This is a genomic window from Buttiauxella cochleicola (genome assembly GCF_021283185.1).
GTDB classification, from domain to species: domain Bacteria; phylum Pseudomonadota; class Gammaproteobacteria; order Enterobacterales; family Enterobacteriaceae; genus Buttiauxella; species Buttiauxella massiliensis.
The window spans coordinates 126,518-148,955 of record NZ_JAJSOS010000009.1 but is presented as its reverse complement, the minus strand read 5'-3'; the positions used below and the strand labels follow the sequence as shown (position 1 = coordinate 148,955).

The 22,438-nt window shown below is 50.1% G+C and carries 19 protein-coding genes; 12 read left to right on the top strand and 7 right to left on the bottom strand.

Annotation, left to right across the window (positions count from 1 at the left end; all coding sequences use genetic code 11):
* Positions 1 to 104: 104 nt before the first annotated feature.
* From LVQ76_RS15350 to LVQ76_RS15340, 3 genes are all read left to right on the top strand, one after another.
* The gene (locus tag LVQ76_RS15350; RefSeq protein ID WP_232921998.1) at positions 105 to 548 is read left to right on the top strand and encodes a hypothetical protein; all 444 of its coding nucleotides are present in this window, start codon (positions 105 to 107) and stop codon (positions 546 to 548) included.
* A 126-nt stretch (positions 549 to 674) separates the two neighbouring features.
* Positions 675 to 1,388 carry a hypothetical protein gene (locus LVQ76_RS15345; protein ID WP_232921997.1) on the top strand — a complete coding sequence of 238 codons (714 nt, stop codon included), beginning with the start codon at positions 675 to 677 and terminating at the stop codon, positions 1,386 to 1,388.
* A 204-nt stretch (positions 1,389 to 1,592) separates the two neighbouring features.
* Positions 1,593 to 2,072: an Hcp family type VI secretion system effector gene (locus LVQ76_RS15340; protein WP_232921996.1), complete on the top strand. Its 480-nt coding sequence runs from the start codon at positions 1,593 to 1,595 to the stop codon at positions 2,070 to 2,072.
* Positions 2,073 to 2,101: 29 nt separating this feature from the next.
* Here the strand turns inward: LVQ76_RS15340 and LVQ76_RS15335 are convergent, their stop codons facing one another.
* Entirely contained in the window at positions 2,102 to 2,308 is a 207-nt protein-coding gene (locus tag LVQ76_RS15335) for a hypothetical protein (RefSeq protein ID WP_232921995.1), read from the bottom strand.
* 167 nt (positions 2,309 to 2,475) lie between these two features.
* On the opposite strand from LVQ76_RS15335, the gene LVQ76_RS15330 reads away from it, so the two are divergent.
* Positions 2,476 to 4,182, top strand: a complete 1,707-nt coding sequence (locus LVQ76_RS15330; protein ID WP_232921994.1) for a DUF3300 domain-containing protein — start codon at positions 2,476 to 2,478, stop codon at positions 4,180 to 4,182.
* A gap of 12 nt (positions 4,183 to 4,194) precedes the next feature.
* On the top strand, positions 4,195 to 5,043 hold the full coding sequence (locus tag LVQ76_RS15325) for a DUF2950 domain-containing protein (RefSeq protein WP_232921993.1): 849 nt from the start codon (positions 4,195 to 4,197) through the stop codon (positions 5,041 to 5,043).
* 50 nt (positions 5,044 to 5,093) lie between these two features.
* On the opposite strand, the gene lpdA is transcribed toward LVQ76_RS15325, so the two are convergent.
* The 4 genes from lpdA to pdhR all read right to left on the bottom strand — a co-directional run bounded on the left by lpdA (position 5,094) and on the right by pdhR (position 12,186).
* Entirely contained in the window at positions 5,094 to 6,518 is a 1,425-nt protein-coding gene (gene lpdA, locus LVQ76_RS15320; RefSeq protein ID WP_232921992.1) for a dihydrolipoyl dehydrogenase, read from the bottom strand.
* Positions 6,519 to 6,719: 201 nt separating this feature from the next.
* Positions 6,720 to 8,603 (bottom strand): pyruvate dehydrogenase complex dihydrolipoyllysine-residue acetyltransferase, encoded by a 1,884-nt coding sequence (aceF, locus tag LVQ76_RS15315; RefSeq protein ID WP_232921991.1) that lies wholly within the window; start codon positions 8,601 to 8,603, stop codon positions 6,720 to 6,722.
* A 15-nt stretch (positions 8,604 to 8,618) separates the two neighbouring features.
* A complete protein-coding gene (aceE, locus tag LVQ76_RS15310) occupies positions 8,619 to 11,282 on the bottom strand; it encodes a pyruvate dehydrogenase (acetyl-transferring), homodimeric type (protein ID WP_232921990.1) in 2,664 nt (887 codons plus the stop codon).
* A gap of 139 nt (positions 11,283 to 11,421) precedes the next feature.
* The gene (gene pdhR / locus LVQ76_RS15305; RefSeq protein ID WP_034493407.1) at positions 11,422 to 12,186 is read right to left on the bottom strand and encodes a pyruvate dehydrogenase complex transcriptional repressor PdhR; all 765 of its coding nucleotides are present in this window, start codon (positions 12,184 to 12,186) and stop codon (positions 11,422 to 11,424) included.
* Between the two features lie 703 nt (positions 12,187 to 12,889).
* Between pdhR and aroP the strand changes: the two genes are divergently transcribed.
* From aroP to LVQ76_RS15290, 3 genes are all read left to right on the top strand, one after another.
* A complete protein-coding gene (gene aroP / locus LVQ76_RS15300) occupies positions 12,890 to 14,251 on the top strand; it encodes an aromatic amino acid transporter AroP (RefSeq protein ID WP_134187047.1) in 1,362 nt (453 codons plus the stop codon).
* Positions 14,252 to 14,427: 176 nt separating this feature from the next.
* Entirely contained in the window at positions 14,428 to 15,828 is a 1,401-nt protein-coding gene (locus LVQ76_RS15295) for a glycoside-pentoside-hexuronide (GPH):cation symporter (RefSeq protein ID WP_232866413.1), read from the top strand.
* A 10-nt stretch (positions 15,829 to 15,838) separates the two neighbouring features.
* Positions 15,839 to 16,795, top strand: coding sequence for a glycoside hydrolase family 43 protein (locus tag LVQ76_RS15290; RefSeq protein WP_232921989.1), 957 nt, complete (start codon positions 15,839 to 15,841; stop codon positions 16,793 to 16,795).
* A gap of 18 nt (positions 16,796 to 16,813) precedes the next feature.
* Here the strand turns inward: LVQ76_RS15290 and ampE are convergent, their stop codons facing one another.
* On the bottom strand, positions 16,814 to 17,668 hold the full coding sequence (gene ampE / locus LVQ76_RS15285) for a beta-lactamase regulator AmpE (RefSeq protein WP_232921988.1): 855 nt from the start codon (positions 17,666 to 17,668) through the stop codon (positions 16,814 to 16,816).
* The gene (gene ampD / locus LVQ76_RS15280) at positions 17,665 to 18,228 is read right to left on the bottom strand and encodes a 1,6-anhydro-N-acetylmuramyl-L-alanine amidase AmpD (protein ID WP_232921987.1); all 564 of its coding nucleotides are present in this window, start codon (positions 18,226 to 18,228) and stop codon (positions 17,665 to 17,667) included. Before ampD ends, ampE begins: the two co-directional genes overlap by 4 nt.
* 82 nt (positions 18,229 to 18,310) lie before the next feature.
* Between ampD and nadC the strand changes: the two genes are divergently transcribed.
* From nadC to hofC, 4 genes are all read left to right on the top strand, one after another.
* The gene (gene nadC, locus LVQ76_RS15275; RefSeq protein WP_232921986.1) at positions 18,311 to 19,201 is read left to right on the top strand and encodes a carboxylating nicotinate-nucleotide diphosphorylase; all 891 of its coding nucleotides are present in this window, start codon (positions 18,311 to 18,313) and stop codon (positions 19,199 to 19,201) included.
* Between the two features lie 188 nt (positions 19,202 to 19,389).
* The gene (gene ppdD, locus LVQ76_RS15270; RefSeq protein WP_232921985.1) at positions 19,390 to 19,839 is read left to right on the top strand and encodes a prepilin peptidase-dependent pilin; all 450 of its coding nucleotides are present in this window, start codon (positions 19,390 to 19,392) and stop codon (positions 19,837 to 19,839) included.
* A 3-nt stretch (positions 19,840 to 19,842) separates the two neighbouring features.
* The gene (gene gspE / locus LVQ76_RS15265) at positions 19,843 to 21,222 is read left to right on the top strand and encodes a type II secretion system protein GspE (RefSeq protein WP_232921984.1); all 1,380 of its coding nucleotides are present in this window, start codon (positions 19,843 to 19,845) and stop codon (positions 21,220 to 21,222) included.
* A complete protein-coding gene (hofC, locus tag LVQ76_RS15260; protein WP_232921983.1) occupies positions 21,215 to 22,420 on the top strand; it encodes a protein transport protein HofC in 1,206 nt (401 codons plus the stop codon). The genes gspE and hofC overlap by 8 nt, the downstream gene beginning before the upstream one ends.
* The last annotated feature ends 18 nt before the right edge of the window (positions 22,421 to 22,438 follow it).

Sequence of the window (22,438 nt, the reverse complement as noted above, 5' to 3'; positions counted from 1 at the left end):
GAGAGTAAATCCTGATTAATGTATTAAACGGAGATTTCCGCGCCATCGTTGTTAACCCAGTAGATCCGAATGACGGCAATAAGTGCCAGCTGAAAGTATTGGGCATGATGGAGGGTATAACGGATGAGGATTTACCCTGGGCTGAATACCTGCTACCGCTTAACTACCAATTCACGCCTAACCAAAAAGGTGATCACGTGTGGGTAGACTTCCCTTACAACGGCGATACGCGTCGCCCGCGCATATGCGGGGCCGCTATGGATTGGCAAGGCGATGGAAAAGCAAACGTCCCGGCTGAAGCTGGTGGCAAGGGTACGGCATATACACCGCCGAGTGGTGGCGACCGTCCAGCAGGCGTTAAGGTAACCAGCCAACAAGACCAGGTGATTAACCGCAACAAACTGTTAGAAGTGCGCTCAGTCGGTGGCGGGTATCAGACCGCAAACGGCGCGCCTGCATCATTGCGTGAAGGGATAGCGCACATGTTTTTAGTCGAAAGTGTAGAAAGCGATTTTAATACTTTTGATGAAGATTTTAAGCTGGAATAAATCTATCTATCAAAGCCTCCATTTTGGGGGCTTTTTGTGCGCTGAATTATCTCAAAACTCCAGCTCATATTGTCCATGATGGATATAGGGTTTAATCTAACTAAAATTATAAGGAGATAATTCAGTATGTCGGCATCGGATTTATTGAGAGCAAAATATACCAGCGACAGACATTTAGCTATGGCAGCTCAAAACGCTTTTGGCGGTGTCATGCAATCAGCGAGAGGTGTGGCTTCAGATATATATTCAGGCGTTGAGCGGGCAAGCTGGTATTCATCATGCCTTATTCCAAAGTACAACGATGTGTGTCAGGAGCTAAAAAAAGAAGAAATAAGGATGGTCTATTCCATTCACTCGATATATAGATACCGCGATGTTATTGCTCAAATGCTGATTATATATTTCAAGCTAATAAGCAAAGACGTTAAAGATGGCAATGAGGGCGGTTCGGCGCAAAACTTTATCAGAAAGGTAACGGGCGTTTTGACTCAGATCAGAGTTGCTGGAGGCACCCGGTACGCTTTTTCTGAGGCGGCAAGTCAGGCGCTGGCACATTCTAACCTTATGTCTAAAATCGTTGTTGAGCGCATAGCGGCAAAGGCTCCAAAGGCTGTGTTTGGGCTGCAATATTTTGGCATGGAGCAAAAAGCCGCGCTGGCGGCACGACATCTTAAAGCGATGTACCCCGATTATTATTGGGCGCTCTATGAGGCAAAGCTGGAAATGCTTTATTATTTTGCCGAACCAATTATTGAGCCAATGATTAAAAAGACTTTATCCGGCGCGCTTGCCACGCTGGACGATCTGGCTGACTTCTTGAGCGAGGATTTCGGTGTTTAAAATCGAAATTGCGATGTTTATCGACGGCGTGATATTCCCTGCGCTGGTGATAGGCTTCGGCATGATATGGCTGCATTTCTTTCCTGAATATTTCGTATTACTTACATTTATCACGTCTATTGTTTTGCTGTGTATATTCCCGGACTACCCGAGGAAAGTTAAAAAAATCAAATCCAGATTCAAAAACAAATAAAAGGAATTTATATGTCTAACCCAGCTTACTTATGGTTAACGGATGAGAACGGATCGCCTATGGTTGGCGGTTCGCTGGTGGTTGGGCGCTTAGGTGCCATCGAAATGAAATCACTCACCCATAATGTGAACATCCCGACCGACTACAACACAGGGCGACTGACGGGTACGCGCATTCACGCACCAATTCAGTTTCAAAAGGAGTTTGATAGGGTTACGCCGCTATTGTACCGGGCATTAACCCGAGGCGACGTGCTCAAGTCCGGTACGATAAAAATGTACAACATCAATGAAACTGGGATGGAGCGGGAATATTTCAACATCATTCTGGAAAACGTGAAAATCACGTCCATTACTCCCGACCTGTTTCCGAGCGCTGCCACTGGCACACACCTGGAAACCATACTGGTTCATTACGAGAAGATTACCTGGAAGCACTGCGACGGCAATATTATTTATACTGACCAATGGAATACCCACGCCACTTACTGAAAAAAGCCCCCAGCTCGGGTCCTTTCGTTTTATGGCGCTACGGTAACCGCTACCGTTACGTCAGTTCCTCCCGCGGCATGAACGGTGATTGTCGCCGTACCCGCTTTGGCCTTCGGCGTGATAGTGAATACGCCGCTGGTTGGTGTCGCTGGCACATCGGCTATCGTTGCATTTAGGTACGCAAATGCCTGAGCCTTTTCCTGGAAAGTCACCTGAATACCCTCATAACACTTCACTTTCCCAACACGCCTTCAGCGCAATTCGAAATAATATTTCACGATTTCGGACAAGATTCCCAGCAAGAATCACCGTTTAAGTCAAAAATTAAACTATCAGCTCTCTATACTCGCCAGAATTGCCGCTTCCCGGCACAGCTCTACTTCTGAATACCAGGAGAAGTTAAATGAAGTTGCCCTTTAAGCCTCATATTCTTGCCATTATTTGCAGTGCCGGAATTCTGGCGGCGTCTGGTGTTCTTTTCGTTAAGAGCCAGACGATTGAACCCGCGCCCGCAGCCTCAGCCGCACAAACGGCACCGGTAGCCGCTCCAGCGACGCCAACAACTCCAGCCCCGGCGGCGCCCGTGGCGACGGCGGCTACACCACCAACGTTCAGCACCGCTCAACTCGACCAGTGGGTTGCGCCTGTTGCGCTTTATCCTGACCCGCTTTTGTCACAGGTTTTGATGGCGTCAACTTACCCGGCCAACGTGGTTCAGGCGGTGCAATGGTCACGCGATAACCCGAAGATGCAGGGCGATGCGGCGATTCAGGCGGTAGCGAACCAGCCGTGGGACCCGAGTGTGAAATCTCTCGTCGCCTTCCCGCAGTTAATGGCTTTGATGGGTGAAAACCCGGAATGGGTGCAAAATCTGGGGGATGCGTTTTTAGCCCAGCCGCAGGATGTGATGGATTCCGTGCAGAAATTGCGCCTGCTGGCGCAGCAAACGGGTTCGTTAAAAACCACGCCGCAGCAAACGGTGACCAGCACGCCCGTAACGGTTAACCAGAATACAACGGTTGCCGCACCCGCTCCGGCCACCAACAGTTCATCATCATCAAAAACCGTCGCGGCAGCGCCTGCGGAAACCATCATTAAAATCGAGCCAACCGACCCGCAGGTGGTGTATGTACCGAATTACAACCCGTCAACGGTGTATGGCACCTGGCCGAACACGGCCTATCCGCCGACATATCTCCCACCGCCTCCGGGGCAACAGTTTACCAACAGCTTTGTGAATGGCCTGGGGTTCAGTCTGGGAGTGGCGACCACCTATGCGATATTCAGTAACATCGACTGGGACGATGACGATTATCACCATCATGATGATTACCATGGCGGCGGCAGCAACAATAATATCAATATCAACAACGTGAATAACTTCAACCGTATTTCCGGGCAAAACCTCCAGAACCGCAACACGACCTGGCAGCATAATCCGGCCTATCGCGGTGGCGTTCCCTATCACGACAACGCAGTCGCCCAGCGTTATCACCAGACCAACGTTGCAGGTGGTTTGAGTGCAACACAACGCGCGCCGGTTAATCGTGATGCCCAACGGCAGGCGGCGGCCACACAGTTGCAGCAAAATAAAGGGCGTATTGACGCGGCAGCGCCGCAGCTGGCTTCGCGCGATGCCCAGCGTAAGGCTTCAACGCAGCAACTGAATCAGATTGCCCAGCGCAATAACTATCGTGGCTATGATTCGCAAAATACCGACGCGCGCCGCGATGCCGCAAAACAGCAGTTCAACAACTCGACATCCCAGCAGCGTAAAGACGCGGTCAAAAATCAGGTCAATCACCCGACCGCGCAGCAGCAACAGCGTCGTGAAACGGCTAAATCGCAAGCCAACCATCCGACTGCTCAGCAACAACAGCGTCGCGATAACGTCCAGCAACACCGGAGTAGTGGCAATCTTGGTCAGGAACAACGCCTGCAACGCACTGCGTCCACACGTTCAAATGCGTTTAGCGGCAATGACAGCCGCTCCCCTTCCTGGCAGGCACAAAGTCAGCGCGGGCAGCAAAGTCTTAATCGCGCCAGTCATCAACAACGCCCGGCAAACCGAGAACGTCCAGCTGAGCATCGTGAATTTCATCGTCGCTAACGGGGAGGCATCATGAAAAATCGTATGAAGTTAAGTGCACTTGTAATGTTGATGCTGCCTGCCTTTGTTCAGGCGCAACAAATGTTTACCACGCCCGAAAAGGCGGCCACCTCATTTGCTACGGCGGTGATAAACCAGGATGAAGCGGCGCTGACCGAAGTGCTGGGCGATAACTGGCGGCAATATTTGCCAGACGAAAAAGCCGACCCGGAAGCCGTTGCCCGTTTTGTTCGTGACTGGAAAGTCAGCCACAATATCGATGAACAAGGCGATACCGCGCATCTGAATGTCGGGCAGGAAAACTGGCAGTTGCCGATCCCGATGGTGAAATCGGACGCGGGCTGGCATTTCGACATGCAGAAAGCCGCAGATGAAATTCTCACCCGCACAATCGGCCTGAACGAGCTATCAGCCATTCAGGCTGTGCAGGCCTACGTTGCGGCACAGCAGGATTATTACCAGCTCGATCAACAATACGCCCAGAAATTTCTCAGTTCGGAAGGCAAGAAAGACGGCTTGTACTGGCCCGCCACGCCTGGCGAAGCACCCAGCCCACTCGGCCCCAGTTTCAGCCCAGAACACCCGGAAATGGGTTATCACGGCTACCATTTCCGGATTCTGACTGCTCAGGGTGCAGACGCACCTGGCGGGGCGAAGAACTATATTCGCGACGGGAAAATGGCGGATGGCTTTGCTTTAGTCGCCTGGCCTGTGGAATACGGGGAAACGGGCGTCACCACGTTTATGGTGAATAACCAGGGCGTGGTTTATCAGAAGGATTTGGGCGAAGAAACCGCGCAGAAAGTGCAGGAAATAAAAGAGTTCAAGCCGGATAAAAGCTGGCAAGAAGAGCAACAATAAATCATAAAAAAAAGCGGCCTGGGCCGCTTTTTTTCTTATCCTTCAGGCGATTACTTCTTTTTCGCTTTCGGGTTTGGCAGGTCGGTGATGCTACCTTCGAAGATCTCAGCAGCCAGGCCGACAGACTCGTGCAGAGTCGGGTGCGCGTGGATGGTGAGCGCGATATCTTCAGCGTCACAACCCATTTCGATAGCCAGACCGATTTCACCCAACAGCTCGCCGCCGTTAGTGCCGACAATCGCACCACCGATAACACGATGAGTTTCTTTGTCGAAGATCAGTTTGGTCATACCGTCTGCGCAATCGGAAGCGATAGCACGGCCAGAAGCTGCCCACGGGAAGGTGGCGGTTTCGTAGCTGATGCCTTTTTCTTTCGCTTCTTTCTCGGTCAGACCAACCCATGCAACTTCTGGTTCGGTATAAGCGATTGAAGGAATCACTTTCGGGTCGAAGTAGTGCTTCATGCCGGCGATAACTTCAGCGGCAACGTGGCCTTCGTGAACACCTTTGTGAGCAAGCATTGGCTGGCCCACGATGTCGCCGATAGCATAGATGTGCGGCACGTTAGTGCGCATTTGCTTGTCGGTACGAATGAAGCCACGGTCATCAACTTCAACGCCAGCAGCGCCAGCATCGAGAAGCTTACCGTTAGGTACGCGGCCGATTGCCACCAGAACCGCGTCGTAACGCTGTGGTTCAGCAGGCGCTTTTTTGCCTTCCATCGTGACGTAGATACCATCTTCTTTGGCTTCTACCGCAGTCACTTTGGTTTCCAGCATCAGGTTGAACTGCTTGCTGATACGCTTGGTGAACACTTTCACCACGTCTTTGTCGGCAGCCGGGATAACCTGGTCGAACATTTCAACCACGTCAATCTCTGAACCCAGCGCATGGTACACAGTACCCATTTCCAGACCGATGATCCCGCCGCCCATTACCAGCATGCGTTTTGGTACGGATTTCAGTTCCAGTGCGTCGGTAGAATCCCATACGCGTGGATCTTCATGCGGAATGAATGGCAACTGAATCGGACGAGAACCCGCCGCGATGATTGCATTGTCGAAGGTGATAGTCGTTGGACCATTTTCGCCTTCAACAACCAGGGTGTTAGCGCCGGTAAATTTACCCAGGCCGTTCACCACTTTAACTTTACGACCTTTTGCCATACCGGACAGGCCACCAGTCAACTGGTTGATAACCTTTTCTTTCCAGGTACGGATTTTGTCGATGTCAGTTTTCGGCTCGCCGAAAACGATGCCGTGCTCAGCCAGTGCTTTCGCTTCTTCGATAACTTTAGCAACGTGCAGCAGGGCTTTAGAAGGGATACAGCCAACGTTCAGACAAACACCACCGAGGGTGCTGTAACGCTCTACAATGATGGTCTCCAGACCTAAATCAGCGCAACGGAATGCAGCAGAGTAACCTGCCGGGCCTGCCCCAAGTACGACGACCTGAGTTTTGATTTCAGTACTCATCATGACCTCTTAATTTATTTCCGGCGGTCCCTGGTCTTTAACGCCCATTGCCACCGGGACGTTCTATCCGCACGTAGTCTACAAAACTGTTAACAATTTTGAAACAACAAACGGCAAACGAATTGTCCTTTGCATCAGATAATCTCGAACTGCATCACGAGATTACCAGAAAAAAGCCGACCGAATGGCCGGCTTTTTGGCTTACATCACCAGACGGCGAATGTCGGCCAGCGTATTGTTGATGATGGTAATAAAGCGCGCACCATCAGCACCGTCGATCACGCGGTGGTCGAAGGAAAGAGACATCGGCATCATCAGACGCGGAGTGAACTCTTTACCATTCCAGACCGGCTCGATAGCAGACTTGGAAACACCGAGGATGGCCACTTCCGGCGCGTTAACGATTGGCGCGAAGTGAGTCGTCCCGATACCGCCGAGGCTTGAAATGGTGAAGCAACCGCCCTGCATTTCGCCAGCAGTCAGCTTGCCATCGCGAGCTTTCTTAGAAATCGCCATCAGTTCGCGGGACAGCTCAGAGATGCTCTTCTTGTTCACATCTTTGAACACCGGAACAACCAGACCGTTTGGCGTATCAACCGCCACACCGATGTTGATGTATTTCTTCAGCGTCAGCTTCTGGCCGTCTTCAGACAGAGAACTGTTGAAGCGTGGCATCTGCTCAAGAGCAGCAGCAACCGCTTTCATGATGAACACGACAGGCGTGAACTTCACATCCAGCTTACGCTTAGCAGCTTCGTCGTTCTGCTGCTTGCGGAACGCTTCCAGATCGGTGATATCGGTTTTGTCGAAGTGCGTAACGTGCGGGATCATCACCCAGTTACGGCTCAGGTTCGCACCAGAGATTTTCTGGATACGGCCCAGTTCAACTTCTTCGATTTCGCCGAACTTGCTGAAATCAACTTTCGGCCATGGCAGCATGCCTGGCAGACCGCCGCCGGTAGCCGCAGCTGGTGCAGATTCTGCACGCTTAACCGCGTCTTTCACGTAAGCCTGAACGTCTTCGCGCAGGATACGACCTTTACGGCCTGTCCCTTTCACTTTCGCCAGGTTCACACCAAACTCACGCGCCAGGCGGCGAATCAGTGGGGTGGCGTGAACGTATGCGTCGTTTTCAGCGAATTCAGTTTTGCCTTCCGCTTTCGCAGGAGCCGCAGCTGGTTTTTGCGCCGCAGTCGCAGGAGCCGGAGCTGCTGCTTCTTGCTTAGCGGCAGGAGCTGGTGCAGCACCTTCCACTTCAAAGACCATAATCAGGGAACCGGTAGACACTTTGTCTCCAGTATTGATTTTGATTTCTTTAACAACACCCGCGAACGGAGCCGGGACTTCCATAGAAGCTTTGTCGCCTTCTACGGTGATAAGTGATTGTTCAGCGGCAACTTTATCGCCCACTTTAACCATCACTTCAGTCACTTCAACTTCGTCACCGCCGATGTCTGGCACGTTAACTTCTTTCGAGCCAGATGCCGCTGGTGCCGCTGCCGGAGCCGCTTCTGATTTGGCTTCGGTTGCAGCTGGCGCAGCGCCCGCTACTTCGAAGACCATAATCAGAGAACCGGTAGACACTTTGTCGCCAGTGTTGATTTTGATTTCTTTTACAACGCCTGCGAACGGTGCCGGGACTTCCATAGAAGCTTTGTCACCTTCAACGGTGATAAGACTTTGTTCTGCTTCTACTTTGTCGCCAACTTTAACCATAATCTCGGTAACTTCTACTTCGTCACCGCCGATGTCTGGCACGTTCACTTCTTTAGCAGCAGCGGCTGCTGGAGCTGCTGCTGGCGCTGCTTCTTTCTTCTCTTCAGCCTGAGCAGGTGCAGCTTGCGCTGCACCTTCGGCGGATTCGAAAATCATAACCAGTTTGCCGGTTTCAACTTTGTCACCTACCGCAACTTTGATCTCTTTGACCACGCCTGCTTGCGGAGAAGGGACTTCCATTGAAGCCTTGTCACCTTCCACGGAGATAATGGACTGGTCAACTTCAACCTTGTCGCCCACTTTCACCATGATTTCGGTCACTTCAACTTCGTCTGCACCGATGTCCGGCACTTTGATTTCGATAGCCATTTTATTCTTTACCTCTTATGCCAGACGCGGGTTGACTTTATCTGCATCGATGTTGAATTTGGTGATAGCGTCTGCCACCACTTTCTTATCGATTTCGCCACGTTTAGCCAATTCGCCAAGTGCTGCAACAACCACGTAAGATGCGTCCACTTCGAAGTGGTGACGCAGGTTTTCGCGGCTGTCTGAACGACCGAAGCCATCAGTACCCAGTACGCGGTAATCGCTAGCCGGGATGAAGTTACGGATCTGCTCAGCGAACAGTTTCATATAGTCAGTAGATGCCACTGCTGGTGCATCGCTCAGAACCTGAGCAACGTACGGTACACGTGGTTCTTCAGTTGGGTGCAACATGTTCCAACGCTCACAGTCCTGGCCATCACGAGCCAGTTCAGTGAAGGAAGTTACGCTGAATACATCAGAGCCAACGCCGTAATCTTTCGCGAGGATCTGCGCTGCTTCACGAACGTGACGCAGGATGGAGCCTGAGCCCATCAGCTGAACTTTACCTTTGCTACCTTCAACTGTTTCCAGTTTGTAGATACCTTTACGGATGCCTTCTTCCGCGCCTTCTGGCATGGCTGGCATGTGGTAGTTTTCGTTCAGTGTGGTGATGTAGTAGTAAATGTTCTCTTGTGCTTCACCGTACATACGCACCAGGCCGTCATGCATGATGACTGCAACTTCGTAAGCGTAAGATGGATCGTAAGAGATACAGTTAGGGATAGTCAGAGACTGAATATGGCTGTGGCCATCTTCGTGCTGCAAACCTTCACCGTTCAGAGTCGTACGACCGGAAGTACCACCGACCAGGAAGCCACGCGCCTGTTGGTCACCCGCTGCCCAGCACAGATCGCCAATACGTTGGAAACCGAACATGGAGTAGTAGATGTAGAACGGGATCATTGGCAGATCGTTGGTGCTGTAAGAGGTCGCAGCAGCCAGCCAGGAAGAACCTGCGCCCAGCTCGTTGATACCTTCTTGCAGAATCTGGCCTTTCTCGTCTTCTTTATAGTAAGCAACCTGCTCACGGTCCTGCGGGGTGTACTGCTGGCCGTTCGGGCTGTAAATACCAATCTGACGGAACAGACCTTCCATACCGAAAGTACGCGCTTCATCAGCAATGATTGGAACCAGACGGTCTTTGATAGACGGGTTCTTCAGCATCACGTTCAGGGCACGAACGAAAGCGATAGTGGTGGAGATTTCTTTGTTCTGCTCTTCTAACAGAGAGCTGAAGTCTGCAAGTGTTGGCAGTTCCAGTTTCTCGGTGAATTTTGGCAGACGCGTCGGCAGGTAGCCGTTCAGTTTTTCGCGCTGGCCATGCAGATATTTGTACTCTTCGCTGCCTTCTTCGAACTTGATGTAAGGCAGTTTTTCGATCTCAGCATCGGTCACTGGAACATTGAAACGGTCACGTACATAACGCACGCCGTCCATGTTCATTTTCTTAACCTGGTGCGCGATGTTTTTACCTTCGGCAGTTTCACCCATGCCATAACCTTTAACGGTATGAGCAAGGATTACAGTTGCTTTGCCTTTGGTTTCTTGTGCATTTCGCAGTGCAGCGTAGATTTTCTTCGGATCGTGGCCGCCACGGTTCAGTGCCCAAATCTCATCGTCGGACATATCTTTAACCAGTGCAGCAGTTTCTGGATAACGACCGAAGAAGTGCTCACGTACGTAAGCGCCGTTTTTGGATTTGAAGGTCTGATAGTCGCCGTCTACGGTTTCGCCCATCAGCTGCAGCAGCTTACCGCTGGTATCTTTACGCAGCAGTTCGTCCCAACGAGAGCCCCAAATCACTTTGATAACGTTCCAGCCAGCACCCGCGAAGATACCTTCCAGTTCGTTAATGATTTTGCCGTTACCGGTTACTGGGCCATCCAGACGCTGGAGGTTACAGTTGATGATGAAGCACAGGTTGTCCAGTTTCTCACGGGTAGCGATAGTGATCGCACCTTTAGATTCTGGCTCATCCATTTCACCGTCGCCCAGGAACGCGTAAACGCGCTGTGCGGAGGTGTCTTTCAGGCCACGGTGTTCCAGGTATTTCTGGAATTTAGCCTGATAGATTGCACCGATTGGACCCAGACCCATTGATACGGTCGGGAACTGCCAGAATTCAGGCATCAATTTAGGGTGCGGATAAGAGGACAGACCATTACCGTGAACTTCCTGACGGAAATTGTTCATCTGGTCTTCAGTCAGGCGGCCTTCAAGGAAAGCACGTGCATATACGCCTGGGGAGATGTGGCCCTGGAAGTACACCAGATCGCCGCCATCTTTCGCATTGCGTGCGCGGAAGAAGTGGTTGAAACACACGTCATACACGGTTGCAGAAGACTGGAAAGAGGACATATGGCCGCCCAGATCGAGGTCTTTTTTAGACGCACGCAGGACAGTCATGATGGCGTTCCAACGGATAGCAGAACGAATACGGCGTTCCAGCTCCAGATTCCCCGGGTATTCCGGTTCATCTTCAACGGCGATGGAGTTTACGTACTGACGGGCAGCAGAACCTTCTGCAACTTTTACTCCGCCTTTACGGGCTTCGCTCAGTAACTGATCGATCAGGTACTGTGCGCGCTCAACACCTTCTTCACGGATGACCGATTCGATCGCCTGTTGCCAGTCGCGAGTTTCGATCGGATCCACGTCATTTGGGAAACGTTCTGACATGGGTGGTATTCCTTATCTGTGTCTAATACGTTGATTTTCTGGAACCTGTCCCATTGTATTTTCCTTGGAAAAACACAATAAGACAGGTTCTGCGTTTAGTTGCCGCGCTCTAAAATTGGCGCTTAGAACCTAACGGTTCTTATTCCTTACGTTGCTGTAAGCGCCGCAGAGAACGTTCTCGACGACTCTGTTCGCGGCTGCGATCCAGCAATATTTCTTCGATAAATGCCAGGTGACGGTGCGACGCTTCGCGCGCCTGCTCCGGCTGGCGAGCCATAATCGCCGCAAAAATGCTGGCGCGATGGCTGCTCACTTGCGCCAGCATTTCACGGCGCGCATAGAGCAATTCAAAATTCTGACGAACGTTTTGTTCGAGCATCGGTGACATACAGCGCAACAAGTGTAGTAGCACAACGTTGTGGGCGGCTTCCGTCACGGCGATTTGATACTGCATAACCGCATCGGACTCAGCGTCCAGGTCACCAGATTCTTGTGCTTGTTGAATAGCAAAATGGCAGTCGCCAATACGTTTGAGGTCTTCGTCTGTACCACGCAATGCAGCGTAATAGGCAGCGATACCCTCAAGTGCGTGGCGAGTTTCAAGCAGATCAAACTGGGATTCAGGATGGTCAGACAGCAGTTCGACCAGAGGATCGCTTAAACTTTGCCAAAGACTGTTTTGGACAAAAGTACCGCCACCCTGACGACGAAGCAGGAGTCCTTTCGCTTCGAGACGCTGAATGGCCTCGCGTAGTGAAGGACGAGAAACGTCGAATTGTTTTGCCAATTCGCGCTCTGGTGGGAGTTTTTCGCCGGGACGCAAGGTTCCCTCGAGGATGAGAAACTCCAACTGCTGCTCAATCACATCGGATAGTTTTGGTTGGCGGATTTTGCTGTAGGCCATTTTTTCCCTGTCTCTGCCATTAGCCCTATACCCGTCATACTTCAAGTTGTTGGTGCGTTAGCTGCTCTCGTTCACCCGAATCACTTACTTATGTAAGCTCACCGTGACTCTCTCGTTTGCCGCCTTCCCACAACTCGAATTATTTGGGGTATATCCCCTTCAGACTTCAAATCATCTGGGGCTAGTCAATTGGTATGACCAATTTCACATTCTTGACGCTAAAGTAACAAAGTATTCACCTTCTGTCCATATTGGTTTTGATTGAAATCATTAAACCAGGCACATTTTAACAACATTACAGAAATGACGTTTCAAAGCTGTAACTTTGCACAAATGTCACATTTACTCACACACAGACGTATTTAACGTTTACGAAACAGCAAAAAGTGCCTTTTCTTGCAATATGAACCGATTCATCAGTTTAAAATATGAATATTAATTCAACGAATTCGCTTAACGTGGATAAATAACAGGCGGAATAAATAATTCGGGCGGAAGAACAACTGGTTTCTTTTTATTCAACTCGTCACGGCAATAATAGAAAGCAGGTGCAAACACTGCCACTTACCACTATTCTTTGCGCTGCGGTAGTCCAATGCGCAAAATACTGGAATTAAAAACCGTAAAATAAAGACTACACATTACGGAATTACAAACTTACAGAGGCGCGGCCAGCGCCCTGAAAATGACCACACGAGGTTAAATGATGGAACAAGGCGACACGCTGAAACGCGGCCTTAAAAACCGCCATATCCAGCTCATCGCGCTAGGTGGAGCTATTGGGACAGGCCTGTTTCTGGGCAGTGCGTCTGTCATCCAATCTGCCGGGCCGGGGATTATTCTTGGTTACGCGATCGCAGGCTTTATTGCCTTCTTGATCATGCGCCAGTTAGGTGAAATGGTCGTTGAGGAGCCGGTAGCGGGCTCATTTAGCCATTTTGCTTACAAATACTGGGGCGGATTCGCAGGTTTTGCTTCTGGCTGGAACTACTGGGTACTGTATGTACTCGTTGCCATGGCAGAACTTACTGCAGTTGGTAAATACATTCAGTTCTGGTATCCGGAGATCCCAACCTGGGCATCTGCCGCAGTCTTTTTCGTCGTCATCAATGCCGTTAACCTCACTAATGTAAAAGTGTTTGGTGAGATGGAGTTTTGGTTCGCGATTATTAAAGTCATCGCGGTTGTCGCTATGATCGTGTTTGGCGCATGGTTGCTGTTTAGCGATCACGCAGGCCCACAGGCGACAGTGCGCAACTTATGGGAACAAGGTGGATTCCTGCCACACGGCTGGACCGGGCTTGTGATGATGATGGCGATTATCATGTTCTCATTCGGCGGTCTGGAGCTGGTTGGGATTACCGCTGCGGAAGCAGATAACCCACAGGTTAGCATTCCGAAAGCAACCAACCAGGTTATCTACCGTATTCTGATTTTCTATGTGGGTTCCCTGGCTGTGCTGTTGTCTCTGATGCCATGGACTCGCGTTACCGCTGATACCAGCCCGTTCGTACTTATCTTCCACGAACTGGGTGACACCTTTGTTGCTAACGCACTGAACGTTGTGGTTCTTACCGCCGCGCTGTCTGTTTATAACAGCTGTGTTTACTGCAACAGCCGTATGCTGTTTGGCCTGGCTCAACAAGGCAACGCACCGAAAGCACTGCAGAAAGTTGATAAACGTGGCGTTCCAGTGAATACCATTTTGGTATCTGCGCTGTTCACCGCACTGTGTGTACTGATCAACTACCTGGCACCAGCGGAAGCCTTTGGCCTGCTGATGGCACTGGTGGTGTCTGCACTGGTCATCAACTGGGCGATGATTAGCCTGGCGCATATGAAGTTCCGCCGTGCTAAACAACAACAGGGCGTGAAAACGCGTTTCCCTGCCCTGTTCTATCCATTGGGCAACTACGTCTGCCTGCTGTTTATGGCGGCAGTATTGGTGATTATGGCGATAACTCCAGGAATGGCTATCTCCGTATGGCTGATTCCAGTATGGGTGGTCGTTCTCGGTATCGGTTATTTTATCAAACAGAAGAATCTGAAGAGCGTTAAAGCTTAAGTCTCCCTTCTGCTCAAAGCGCCCCGACGAGCCATCGCTCATCGGGGCGCTTTGTTATCTGCTTCACATATTCTTAACAATGACAGTATTGTCCATCTCTGTGGCGGATTACAGACACGCAAATTTTCTCCAATAGCTCAATACTCTTGTCCATATTCTGGTCAGGAGCATTTTCTATGGAAAGCAGCAAATTATCTGTGAAAGAAAAGATTGGCTACGGAATGGGGGACGCCGGATGTAACATTATCTTTGGCGCCATTATGTTGTTTGTTAACTATTTTTATACGGATATTTTTGGCCTTGCCCCGGCATTAGTGGGTGTTATGCTGCTTTCAATCAGGGTGATTGATGCAGTAACTGACCCGATTATGGGCGCCATTGCTGACAGAACGCAGAGTCGCTGGGGACGTTTTCGTCCATGGATTTTATGGATGGCAGCGCCCTTTGCCTTCTTCAGTTACCTGATGTTCACCACGCCTGATTGGGCTTATAGCAGCAAAGTTATCTATGCCTTTGTTACCTATTTCCTGCTCTCTTTAACCTATACCGCAATTAATATTCCTTACTGCTCACTTGGCAGTGTGATTACCAACGACCCCAAAGAACGTGTCGCTTGTCAGTCGTATCGTTTTGTTATGGTTGGTATTGCAACGTTGATTCTCTCGCTTTCCCTGCTGCCGATGGTTGACTGGTTTGGTGGCGGCGACAAAGCCAAAGGCTACCAAATGGCGATGGGTGTGCTGGCGGTACTTGGCATGTGCATGTTCCTGTTCTGCTTCACAACCGTCAGAGAGCGTGTTCGCCCGGCTGTACCCAGCAATGACGATCTCAAAGCAGACCTGAAAGATGTCTGGAAAAACGACCAGTGGGTGCGCATTCTTCTGCTGACACTGTGCAACGTCTGCCCTGGGTTCATCCGTATGGCGGCAACCATGTATTACGTCACCTGGGTGATGGGCCAAAGCACCAGCTTCGCGACATTATTTATTAGCCTCGGCGTAGTCGGCATGATGGGCGGCAGTATGCTGGCTAAAGTGTTAACCGACCGTATCTGCAAACTGAAAGTGTTCTTCTGGACCAACATTGTATTGGCCATTTTCTCCAGCGGTTTCTACTTCCTCGACCCGCACGCCACGACACTGATTGTCGTGATGTATTTCCTGCTGAACATTCTTCACCAGATCCCGTCGCCGCTGCACTGGTCACTGATGGCTGACGTTGACGATTACGGCGAGTGGAAAACAGGTAAACGCATCACCGGCATCAGCTTCTCCGGTAACTTGTTCTTTCTGAAGCTGGGGCTTGCGATTGCAGGCGCAATGGTTGGTTTCCTGCTTTCCTGGTACGGCTACGATGCCGGTGCCAAACAGCAAAGCCCTGAGTCAATTAACGGTATTGTGATGCTGTTTACCATCATCCCTGGCGTTGGCTACCTGATTACCGCAGGCGTTGTGCGCTTGTTGAAAGTTGACCGTGAATTAATGCAGCGCATTCAGGCAGACCTTGAAAAGCGCCGCATCAACTACCGGGAATTGAATGAATACCACGACAGCAAACCTGTTGAAGCCAAACTGTAAGGAAAGCCCTATGAATCAGGAGCAATGGCCTAATCCATTTATTGAGCAGCGCGCCGATCCGTTTATTTTGCTACATGAAGATTGCTACTACTTTATTGCGTCAGTACCAGAGTACGACAGGCTGGAGATCCGCCGCGCGGACACAATAAGCGAGCTGCCAGAAGCGAAACCTACCGTAGTATGGCGCAAACCCAATCATGGCCCAATGAGCGAGCTTATCTGGGCACCAGAGCTGCATCATATCGACGGTAAGTGGTACATCTATTTCGCTGCCACCCACACACAGGCACTGGATCAGTTAAATATGTTCCAGCACCGCATGTTTGCACTGGAGTGTGCGGATGCAGACCCGCTCACCGGGAAATGGGTTGAAAAAGGCCAGGTAAAAACGCAATTCGACAGCTTCTGTCTTGATGCGACAACCTTCAGTCATCAGGGCAAGCAGTGGTATTTATGGGCGCAGAAGGATCCTGATATTGCAGGTAACTCCAATATCTATCTTGCCGAGCTGGAAACACCCTGGGCCATCAAAGGCACACCGGTGATGTTAAGCAAGCCGGAGCTGGACTGGGAATGCAGAGGTTTTCTGGTTAACGAAGGGCCAGCGGTCGTGGTTCACGGCGATAAGCTGTTTGTCAGCTATTCCGCTAGCGCCACCGATGAAAACTACTGCATCGGCTTGTTGTGGATCGACCTGAATGCTGACCCAACTAACCCTGCTAACTGGCATAAATCGCCACAACCAGTGTTTGCCACCAGCTACGAGAACAAGCAGTTTGGGCCGGGTCATAACAGCTTTACCAAAACCAAAGACGGGAAAGATGTGCTGGTGTATCACGCGCGCAATTACACCGAAATTGAAGGCGACCCGCTATATGACCCGAATCGCCATACGCGCCTGAAAACACTCGAATGGGATGAAAACGGTATGCCGGTGTTCGGCATACCGCCTGTAGATAATCGCTAACTTATGCGGCGCTCTGGCTTAAACCAGAGTGCCGTAAATAGTCAATAATGCCACTACCACCAAAATCACCAACGACGTTTTCTTCGCCATCGAAACCGCCGCCTTCGGCGTTTTGATTTTATCGAGATGTGGCTCTCGGGCTAGCGAATACTGAGCCAGCCTGGTCAATACCTGATATTGCGAAGTATGACGATCGGCTAACGACGCAAACCACGCAGGAAGCGCCCTTTCTCCATGCCCCAGTAGTGCATATGCCACACCAAACAGACGCACTGGCACCCAGTCCAGCACATGTAAAATGGTATCAATACCGGAATGCAAACGCTCTTGCGGAGAATGATGGCGCGCAAGCCACGTCTGCCACGCACGCAAAAAAGCGTAACCCGCAAGTGTTACCGGCCCCCAAACACCGCCGACGATAAACCAGAAAAGCGGTGCGAGATAAAAACGAAAGTTAATCCACAACAGCGCATTTTGCAGCTCTTTCAGATACTCACGCTCGTCACAATCGGGTGGAACACCGTGAATCAGCGTCAGTTCACTCGCCATCGCATCTCGCGCGTGACTATCGCCATGGCTCACTGCCTGCAAATACGCATGGTAATGCAGTCGAACCTGCCCTGCGCCAATACACAACACGCCGAGTGCAATCCAGAAAACGAGCAGCGGTACGTTAAAGAACAAACCTTGCAACGCGCGAATACAGAGGAAAACCACCAACATACATAGGGCGGTCATCAGAATGGTACGTAATAACGAAAAGTTTTTTACTCGCCGGAAAAGCACTTCAAGGCGGTGATCTAGCTGCCAGTGTTCGCCCAGCTTAAATAACCGTTCCCAAATCATCACCAGCAGTAATGTAAACAGCGTCATTCCATCTCCTTATTCGGCGTTACCTCTACCGAGTAGCGAAAACGCGACCAGTCGAATGCAGGACCTGGGTCGGTTTTACGCTCCGGTGCAATATCGCAATGTCCCGTCATATGGTCAGCAATTGCAGGATAGACGTGTACCAGCATATCTGTAATCGCAGCAAGCTGTTGATATTGTTCATCAGTATAGGGCAGCGTATCTGTCCCCTCCAACTCAATACCAATCGAAAAATCGTTACAGCGTTCACGCCCTTGATACAAAGAAACCCCTGCATGCCAGGCACGTTTATCAAAAGCAACATATTGAACGATTTCGCCATCACGGCGAATAAGACAATGTGCTGAAACCCGTAAATGTGCGATACCTGCGAAGTACGGATGAGCTTGCGAATCAAGTGTTCCGGTAAACAACGCATCAATCCACGGCCCACCAAATTCGCCTGGCGGTAAACTGATGTTGTGCACCACCAATAAGGAAGGTGTTTCATCCTCTGGTCGGCAATCGAAATGTGGGGATGGGACATGTTTAACACCCACCAGCCAGCCGTCTTTTAGCTGCATCCACGGTCTCCTTAGAGTGGTACTTGAGGTCGCATCAATGTAGCATGTTTCGACATTAACTAAGCCATTTCGGAGTTTTATCATGCCTCCTCGCCGTTATAACCCAGACCGCCGACGTGACGAGCTTCTCGGCCGTATTAACCTTGATATTCCAGCAGCTGTTTCTCAGGCTTTGCGTGAAGATCTTGGTGGTGACGTCAATCCCAATAACGATATCACTGCGCAGCTCCTGGATGCCGATCACCGTTCACATGCCGTAATCATCACCCGTGAAGATGGCGTGTTCTGTGGTAAACGTTGGGTCGAAGAGGTTTTCATCCAGCTTGGCGGGGATGTCAAAGTGACCTGGCATGTTGAAGATGGCGATCTCGTTGCCGCTGACCAGCCACTTTTCGAATTAACTGGATTATCACGCGTGCTATTAACTGGTGAGCGTACCGCGCTTAACTTTGTGCAAACTCTGTCTGGAGTTGCAAGCGAAGTGCGCACCTATGTTGATTTGCTGGCAGGCACAAACACCCAATTGCTAGATACCCGTAAAACTCTGCCGGGTCTACGTACCGCGTTGAAATACGCAGTACTGTGTGGCGGTGGTAGCAACCACCGTTTAGGTCTGTCCGACGCATTTTTGATTAAAGAGAACCACATCATCTCCTCAGGTTCCATTCGCCAGGCGATAGAAAAAGCCTTCTGGTTCCATCCGGATGTACCTGTTGAGGTTGAAGTCGAGTCTCTTGATGAACTGGAACAGGCACTGCATGCCGGGGCTGACATTATCATGCTCGATAACTTCAACGTTGAAGATATGCGTAAAGCTGTCGCTATCACCAATGGTAAAGCACGTCTGGAAGTTTCAGGAAATGTAACCAAAGAAACTATCCGTGAATTTGCTGAAACAGGTGTCGATTTTATCTCTGTTGGCGCACTGACTAAACATGTCCGCGCGCTCGATCTCTCCATGCGTTTCCGCTAATTTCTGCCAGGCAGATGAGCTAAAACTCATCTGCCTATTTCTTCCCGTTACGGTATCGCTCGCATTTTTATTGCCGTCTCTGCAAATACCTAAAATATTTTGGAAGACAACATCCTGATGTTTACACTCGCACTCGCCTGAAGAATTTAAACGACGCAAAGTGCCGCTATCTCAAACAGGAGCGGCATATGAACAAACAACAAGGATTCACACTTATTGAGCTGATGGTAGTCATCGGTATTATTGCGATTCTTAGCGCCATCGGTATTCCCACCTATCAAAACTACCTGCGTAAAGCGGCTCTGACTGACGTGTTGCAAACCTTCCTGCCCTACCGTACCGCCATTGAACTTTGCGCGATTGAAAGGGGCGGAGTTAGCGAATGTGACGCGGGGAGCAACAGTATTCCTTCACCTAAAACCACCCGCTACATAAGTAGCATGAGCATCGAACAAGGTGCTGTTACGCTTGCGGGGCAAGAAAGTCTCAACGGGCTGACCATTTCCCTGTCTCCACGCTGGAGTGATGTAGAAGGAATCGAAGGCTGGTCACGAACCTGTAGCGCTGCCAGTAATAATTCCCTTCAACAAACCTGCGAAGAAGTCTTCCGTTTTGATAATAAACAAGCGGGAAATTAAACCATGGCAAATCAGCAGATTCTCGCACTGTGTAACCAATATCAGGCGATATTGCTTTCTGAAGCTCCATTGCTGCATATCGCTATTGCACCAAACCCACCCGTACAGTTTTTTGAAGCATTGCGTTTTATCTGTGATAAGCCTGCCAATGTTGAATACTGGCCAGTTGAACAGCTGGAAAAAGCAAGGCACTCACGGCCGTCTGTTAGCGCAGAAGAACCTCTTGAGAATACAGCTCCAGTGGTTCAACTGTTGCAAGATACACTCCACAAAGCCCTGCAACTCAGGGCATCAGACATTCACTTCGAACCGGTAGATCAAGGGTATCAAATTCGTTTTCGCGTTGATGGCGTGCTGCAACTGCAACCCCTGCTGCCAGCGCATCTGGCTGCACCGCTAACCGCACGACTTAAGGTATTGGGAAATCTGGATATAGCAGAACGCCGCCTTCCTCAGGATGGGCAAATGGAGATCGAAATTGAACATCGCAAATGTTCATTTCGCATAGCGACCCTGCCGGTGTATCACGGTGAAAAAGTTGTCTTACGTTTGATGGCACAAACAGAGCAAACCTTTGAACTATCAGAGTTAGGCATGTCACCAGAGGATAGCTCTCGCTTTCAAAGCGCTTTAGCCAATCCGCAGGGCATGATTCTCGTCACTGGCCCCACTGGGAGTGGGAAAACAATCACGCTTTACAGTGCATTAAAGATACTCAACCAAGTCTCAACCAATCTATGTAGCGTTGAAGACCCAATAGAAATCCCTATGCAAGGTCTTAATCAAACGCAAATTAACACTAAAGCGGGGCTTAATTTTCAAAGTGTTTTACGCGCATTACTACGCCAGGATCCGGATATCATCATGGTGGGCGAAATTCGAGATGGCGATACGGCAGAAATAGCCATTAAAGCCGCGCAAACAGGGCATCTGGTACTTTCAACACTGCATACTAATTCCACGACTGAGACTGTCGTTCGCCTCGAACAAATGGGAGTCGAGCGATGGATGTTAGCATCTGCACTGAATATGGTCGTTGCACAGCGCCTGGTACGTAAACTCTGCCCACACTGTAAAGAACAACTCCCCGAAGACATCATCCTACCCACATCGCTTTGGGCAACTGCTTTGCCTCGTTGGCAAGCAACTGGCTGTGAACGCTGTTATGGAGGGTTCTACGGACGAAGTGCATTATTTGAAATTTTGCTTATCGATACAGCACTTCAATCAGCAATTATTGCCGGCATGCCAGCCTATGAAATCGAAACGCTGGCAAGACAACAAGGCATGATGACGCTATTTGAAAGTGGCTGCCAGGCTGTTGAACAAGGGCTAACCACTCTCGAAGAACTATATCGGGTGCTTGGTGTTCCTCATGGCTAAGTTTGTACTCTGGCACTGGAAAGCAGTCGATCAACACGGGCAAATTCAACAAGGGGATGTGCTTGCGGATGATGCGGAATCTGTCAGCGAACAGTTAATCACTTCGGACCTCCAGCTTTTACAATTGCGGAAAATATCGCACACCCGCCGAGGTTGCTGGCATATTCAGCAAAAAATACAGGTATTCCGCCAGTTGGCGACGTTGCTTCAGGCGGGAATATCCTTGTCTGACGGACTAATACTTATTGCGCAGCAACACCCTTTTGGTGAATGGCGGGCATTACTTAAGGACATCGGGCATCGCGTTTCTAATGGCATCTCTTTTTCTACCGCCTTACAACAATGGCCTGGGATTTTCCCGCCGTTATTCATCGCTCTGATTCATATTGGTGAGCTAACCGGAAAGCTAGACGAGTGCTGCCAAAAGCTGGCAACTCAACAAGAAAAACTGTACCAGCTGCGTAAAAAAGTCATGAAAGCCCTGCGTTATCCACTGTTTATCGTAGCGATAGCACTACTGGTGACTATCGGGATGATGAGTTTTGTACTGCCTGAATTTGCCAATATTTATCGTTCATTTAATGCCCCCTTACCCGCTATTACAGTGGCGGTAATGGCAGTATCAAACTGGGTGACAACACAGGGAAAATGGTGGCTGTTAGCCACTCTTATACTCACGGCCTTTGGCTATTATTTGCGAACAAAGAAACCTCACTGGCAAGAGTACGAACAACGTCTGATGCTGCAAACCCCACTGCTCGCTCCGCTATGGCGTGGGCAAATCCTTAGCCAAATCTATACCACGTTATCCCTTTCCCAGCAGGCAGGAATTCCCTTGCTGCAAGGGCTTAAAGCTGTAGAAACCACTTTGCCGCAACTACTGTGGAAGAAGGTTATTGTGCAAATAAACCACCAGGTGACTCAAGGAATCCCCCTGTGGCAAACACTCTCACAAAGCGAGCGCTTTACACCATTGTGTTGCCAATTGATACGAATAGGAGAAGAGTCAGGCGCCCTGGATTTAATGCTCGAGAAGCTAGCGAGTTGGCATCATAACCATACCGAGGAACTGGCAGACAATCTTGCCGCCGCTCTGGAGCCAGTAATGATGTTAGTTGTGGGGATTATCATTGGGACGCTGGTCATCGCGATGTATCTGCCTATTTTTCAGTTAGGCGATGCAATGAGTGCGGGATGACGGCGTAGCGAAAATGCC

Bases quoted from the DNA above. Each gene is read 5' to 3' on its own strand.
- LVQ76_RS15350 (WP_232921998.1), top strand. From the start codon at position 105: ATGATGGAGGGTATAACGGATGAGGATTTACCCTGGGCTGAATACCTG.
- LVQ76_RS15345 (WP_232921997.1), top strand. From the start codon at position 675: ATGTCGGCATCGGATTTATTGAGAGCAAAATATACCAGCGACAGACAT.
- LVQ76_RS15340 (WP_232921996.1), top strand. From the start codon at position 1,593: ATGTCTAACCCAGCTTACTTATGGTTAACGGATGAGAACGGATCGCCT.
- LVQ76_RS15330 (WP_232921994.1), top strand. From the start codon at position 2,476: ATGAAGTTGCCCTTTAAGCCTCATATTCTTGCCATTATTTGCAGTGCC.
- LVQ76_RS15325 (WP_232921993.1), top strand. From the start codon at position 4,195: ATGAAAAATCGTATGAAGTTAAGTGCACTTGTAATGTTGATGCTGCCT.
- lpdA (WP_232921992.1), bottom strand. From the start codon at position 6,518: ATGAGTACTGAAATCAAAACTCAGGTCGTCGTACTTGGGGCAGGCCCG.
- aceF (WP_232921991.1), bottom strand. From the start codon at position 8,603: ATGGCTATCGAAATCAAAGTGCCGGACATCGGTGCAGACGAAGTTGAA.
- aceE (WP_232921990.1), bottom strand. From the start codon at position 11,282: ATGTCAGAACGTTTCCCAAATGACGTGGATCCGATCGAAACTCGCGAC.
- pdhR (WP_034493407.1), bottom strand. From the start codon at position 12,186: ATGGCCTACAGCAAAATCCGCCAACCAAAACTATCCGATGTGATTGAG.
- aroP (WP_134187047.1), top strand. From the start codon at position 12,890: ATGATGGAACAAGGCGACACGCTGAAACGCGGCCTTAAAAACCGCCAT.
- LVQ76_RS15295 (WP_232866413.1), top strand. From the start codon at position 14,428: ATGGAAAGCAGCAAATTATCTGTGAAAGAAAAGATTGGCTACGGAATG.
- LVQ76_RS15290 (WP_232921989.1), top strand. From the start codon at position 15,839: ATGAATCAGGAGCAATGGCCTAATCCATTTATTGAGCAGCGCGCCGAT.
- ampE (WP_232921988.1), bottom strand. From the start codon at position 17,668: ATGACGCTGTTTACATTACTGCTGGTGATGATTTGGGAACGGTTATTT.
- ampD (WP_232921987.1), bottom strand. From the start codon at position 18,228: ATGCAGCTAAAAGACGGCTGGCTGGTGGGTGTTAAACATGTCCCATCC.
- nadC (WP_232921986.1), top strand. From the start codon at position 18,311: ATGCCTCCTCGCCGTTATAACCCAGACCGCCGACGTGACGAGCTTCTC.
- ppdD (WP_232921985.1), top strand. From the start codon at position 19,390: ATGAACAAACAACAAGGATTCACACTTATTGAGCTGATGGTAGTCATC.
- gspE (WP_232921984.1), top strand. From the start codon at position 19,843: ATGGCAAATCAGCAGATTCTCGCACTGTGTAACCAATATCAGGCGATA.
- hofC (WP_232921983.1), top strand. From the start codon at position 21,215: ATGGCTAAGTTTGTACTCTGGCACTGGAAAGCAGTCGATCAACACGGG.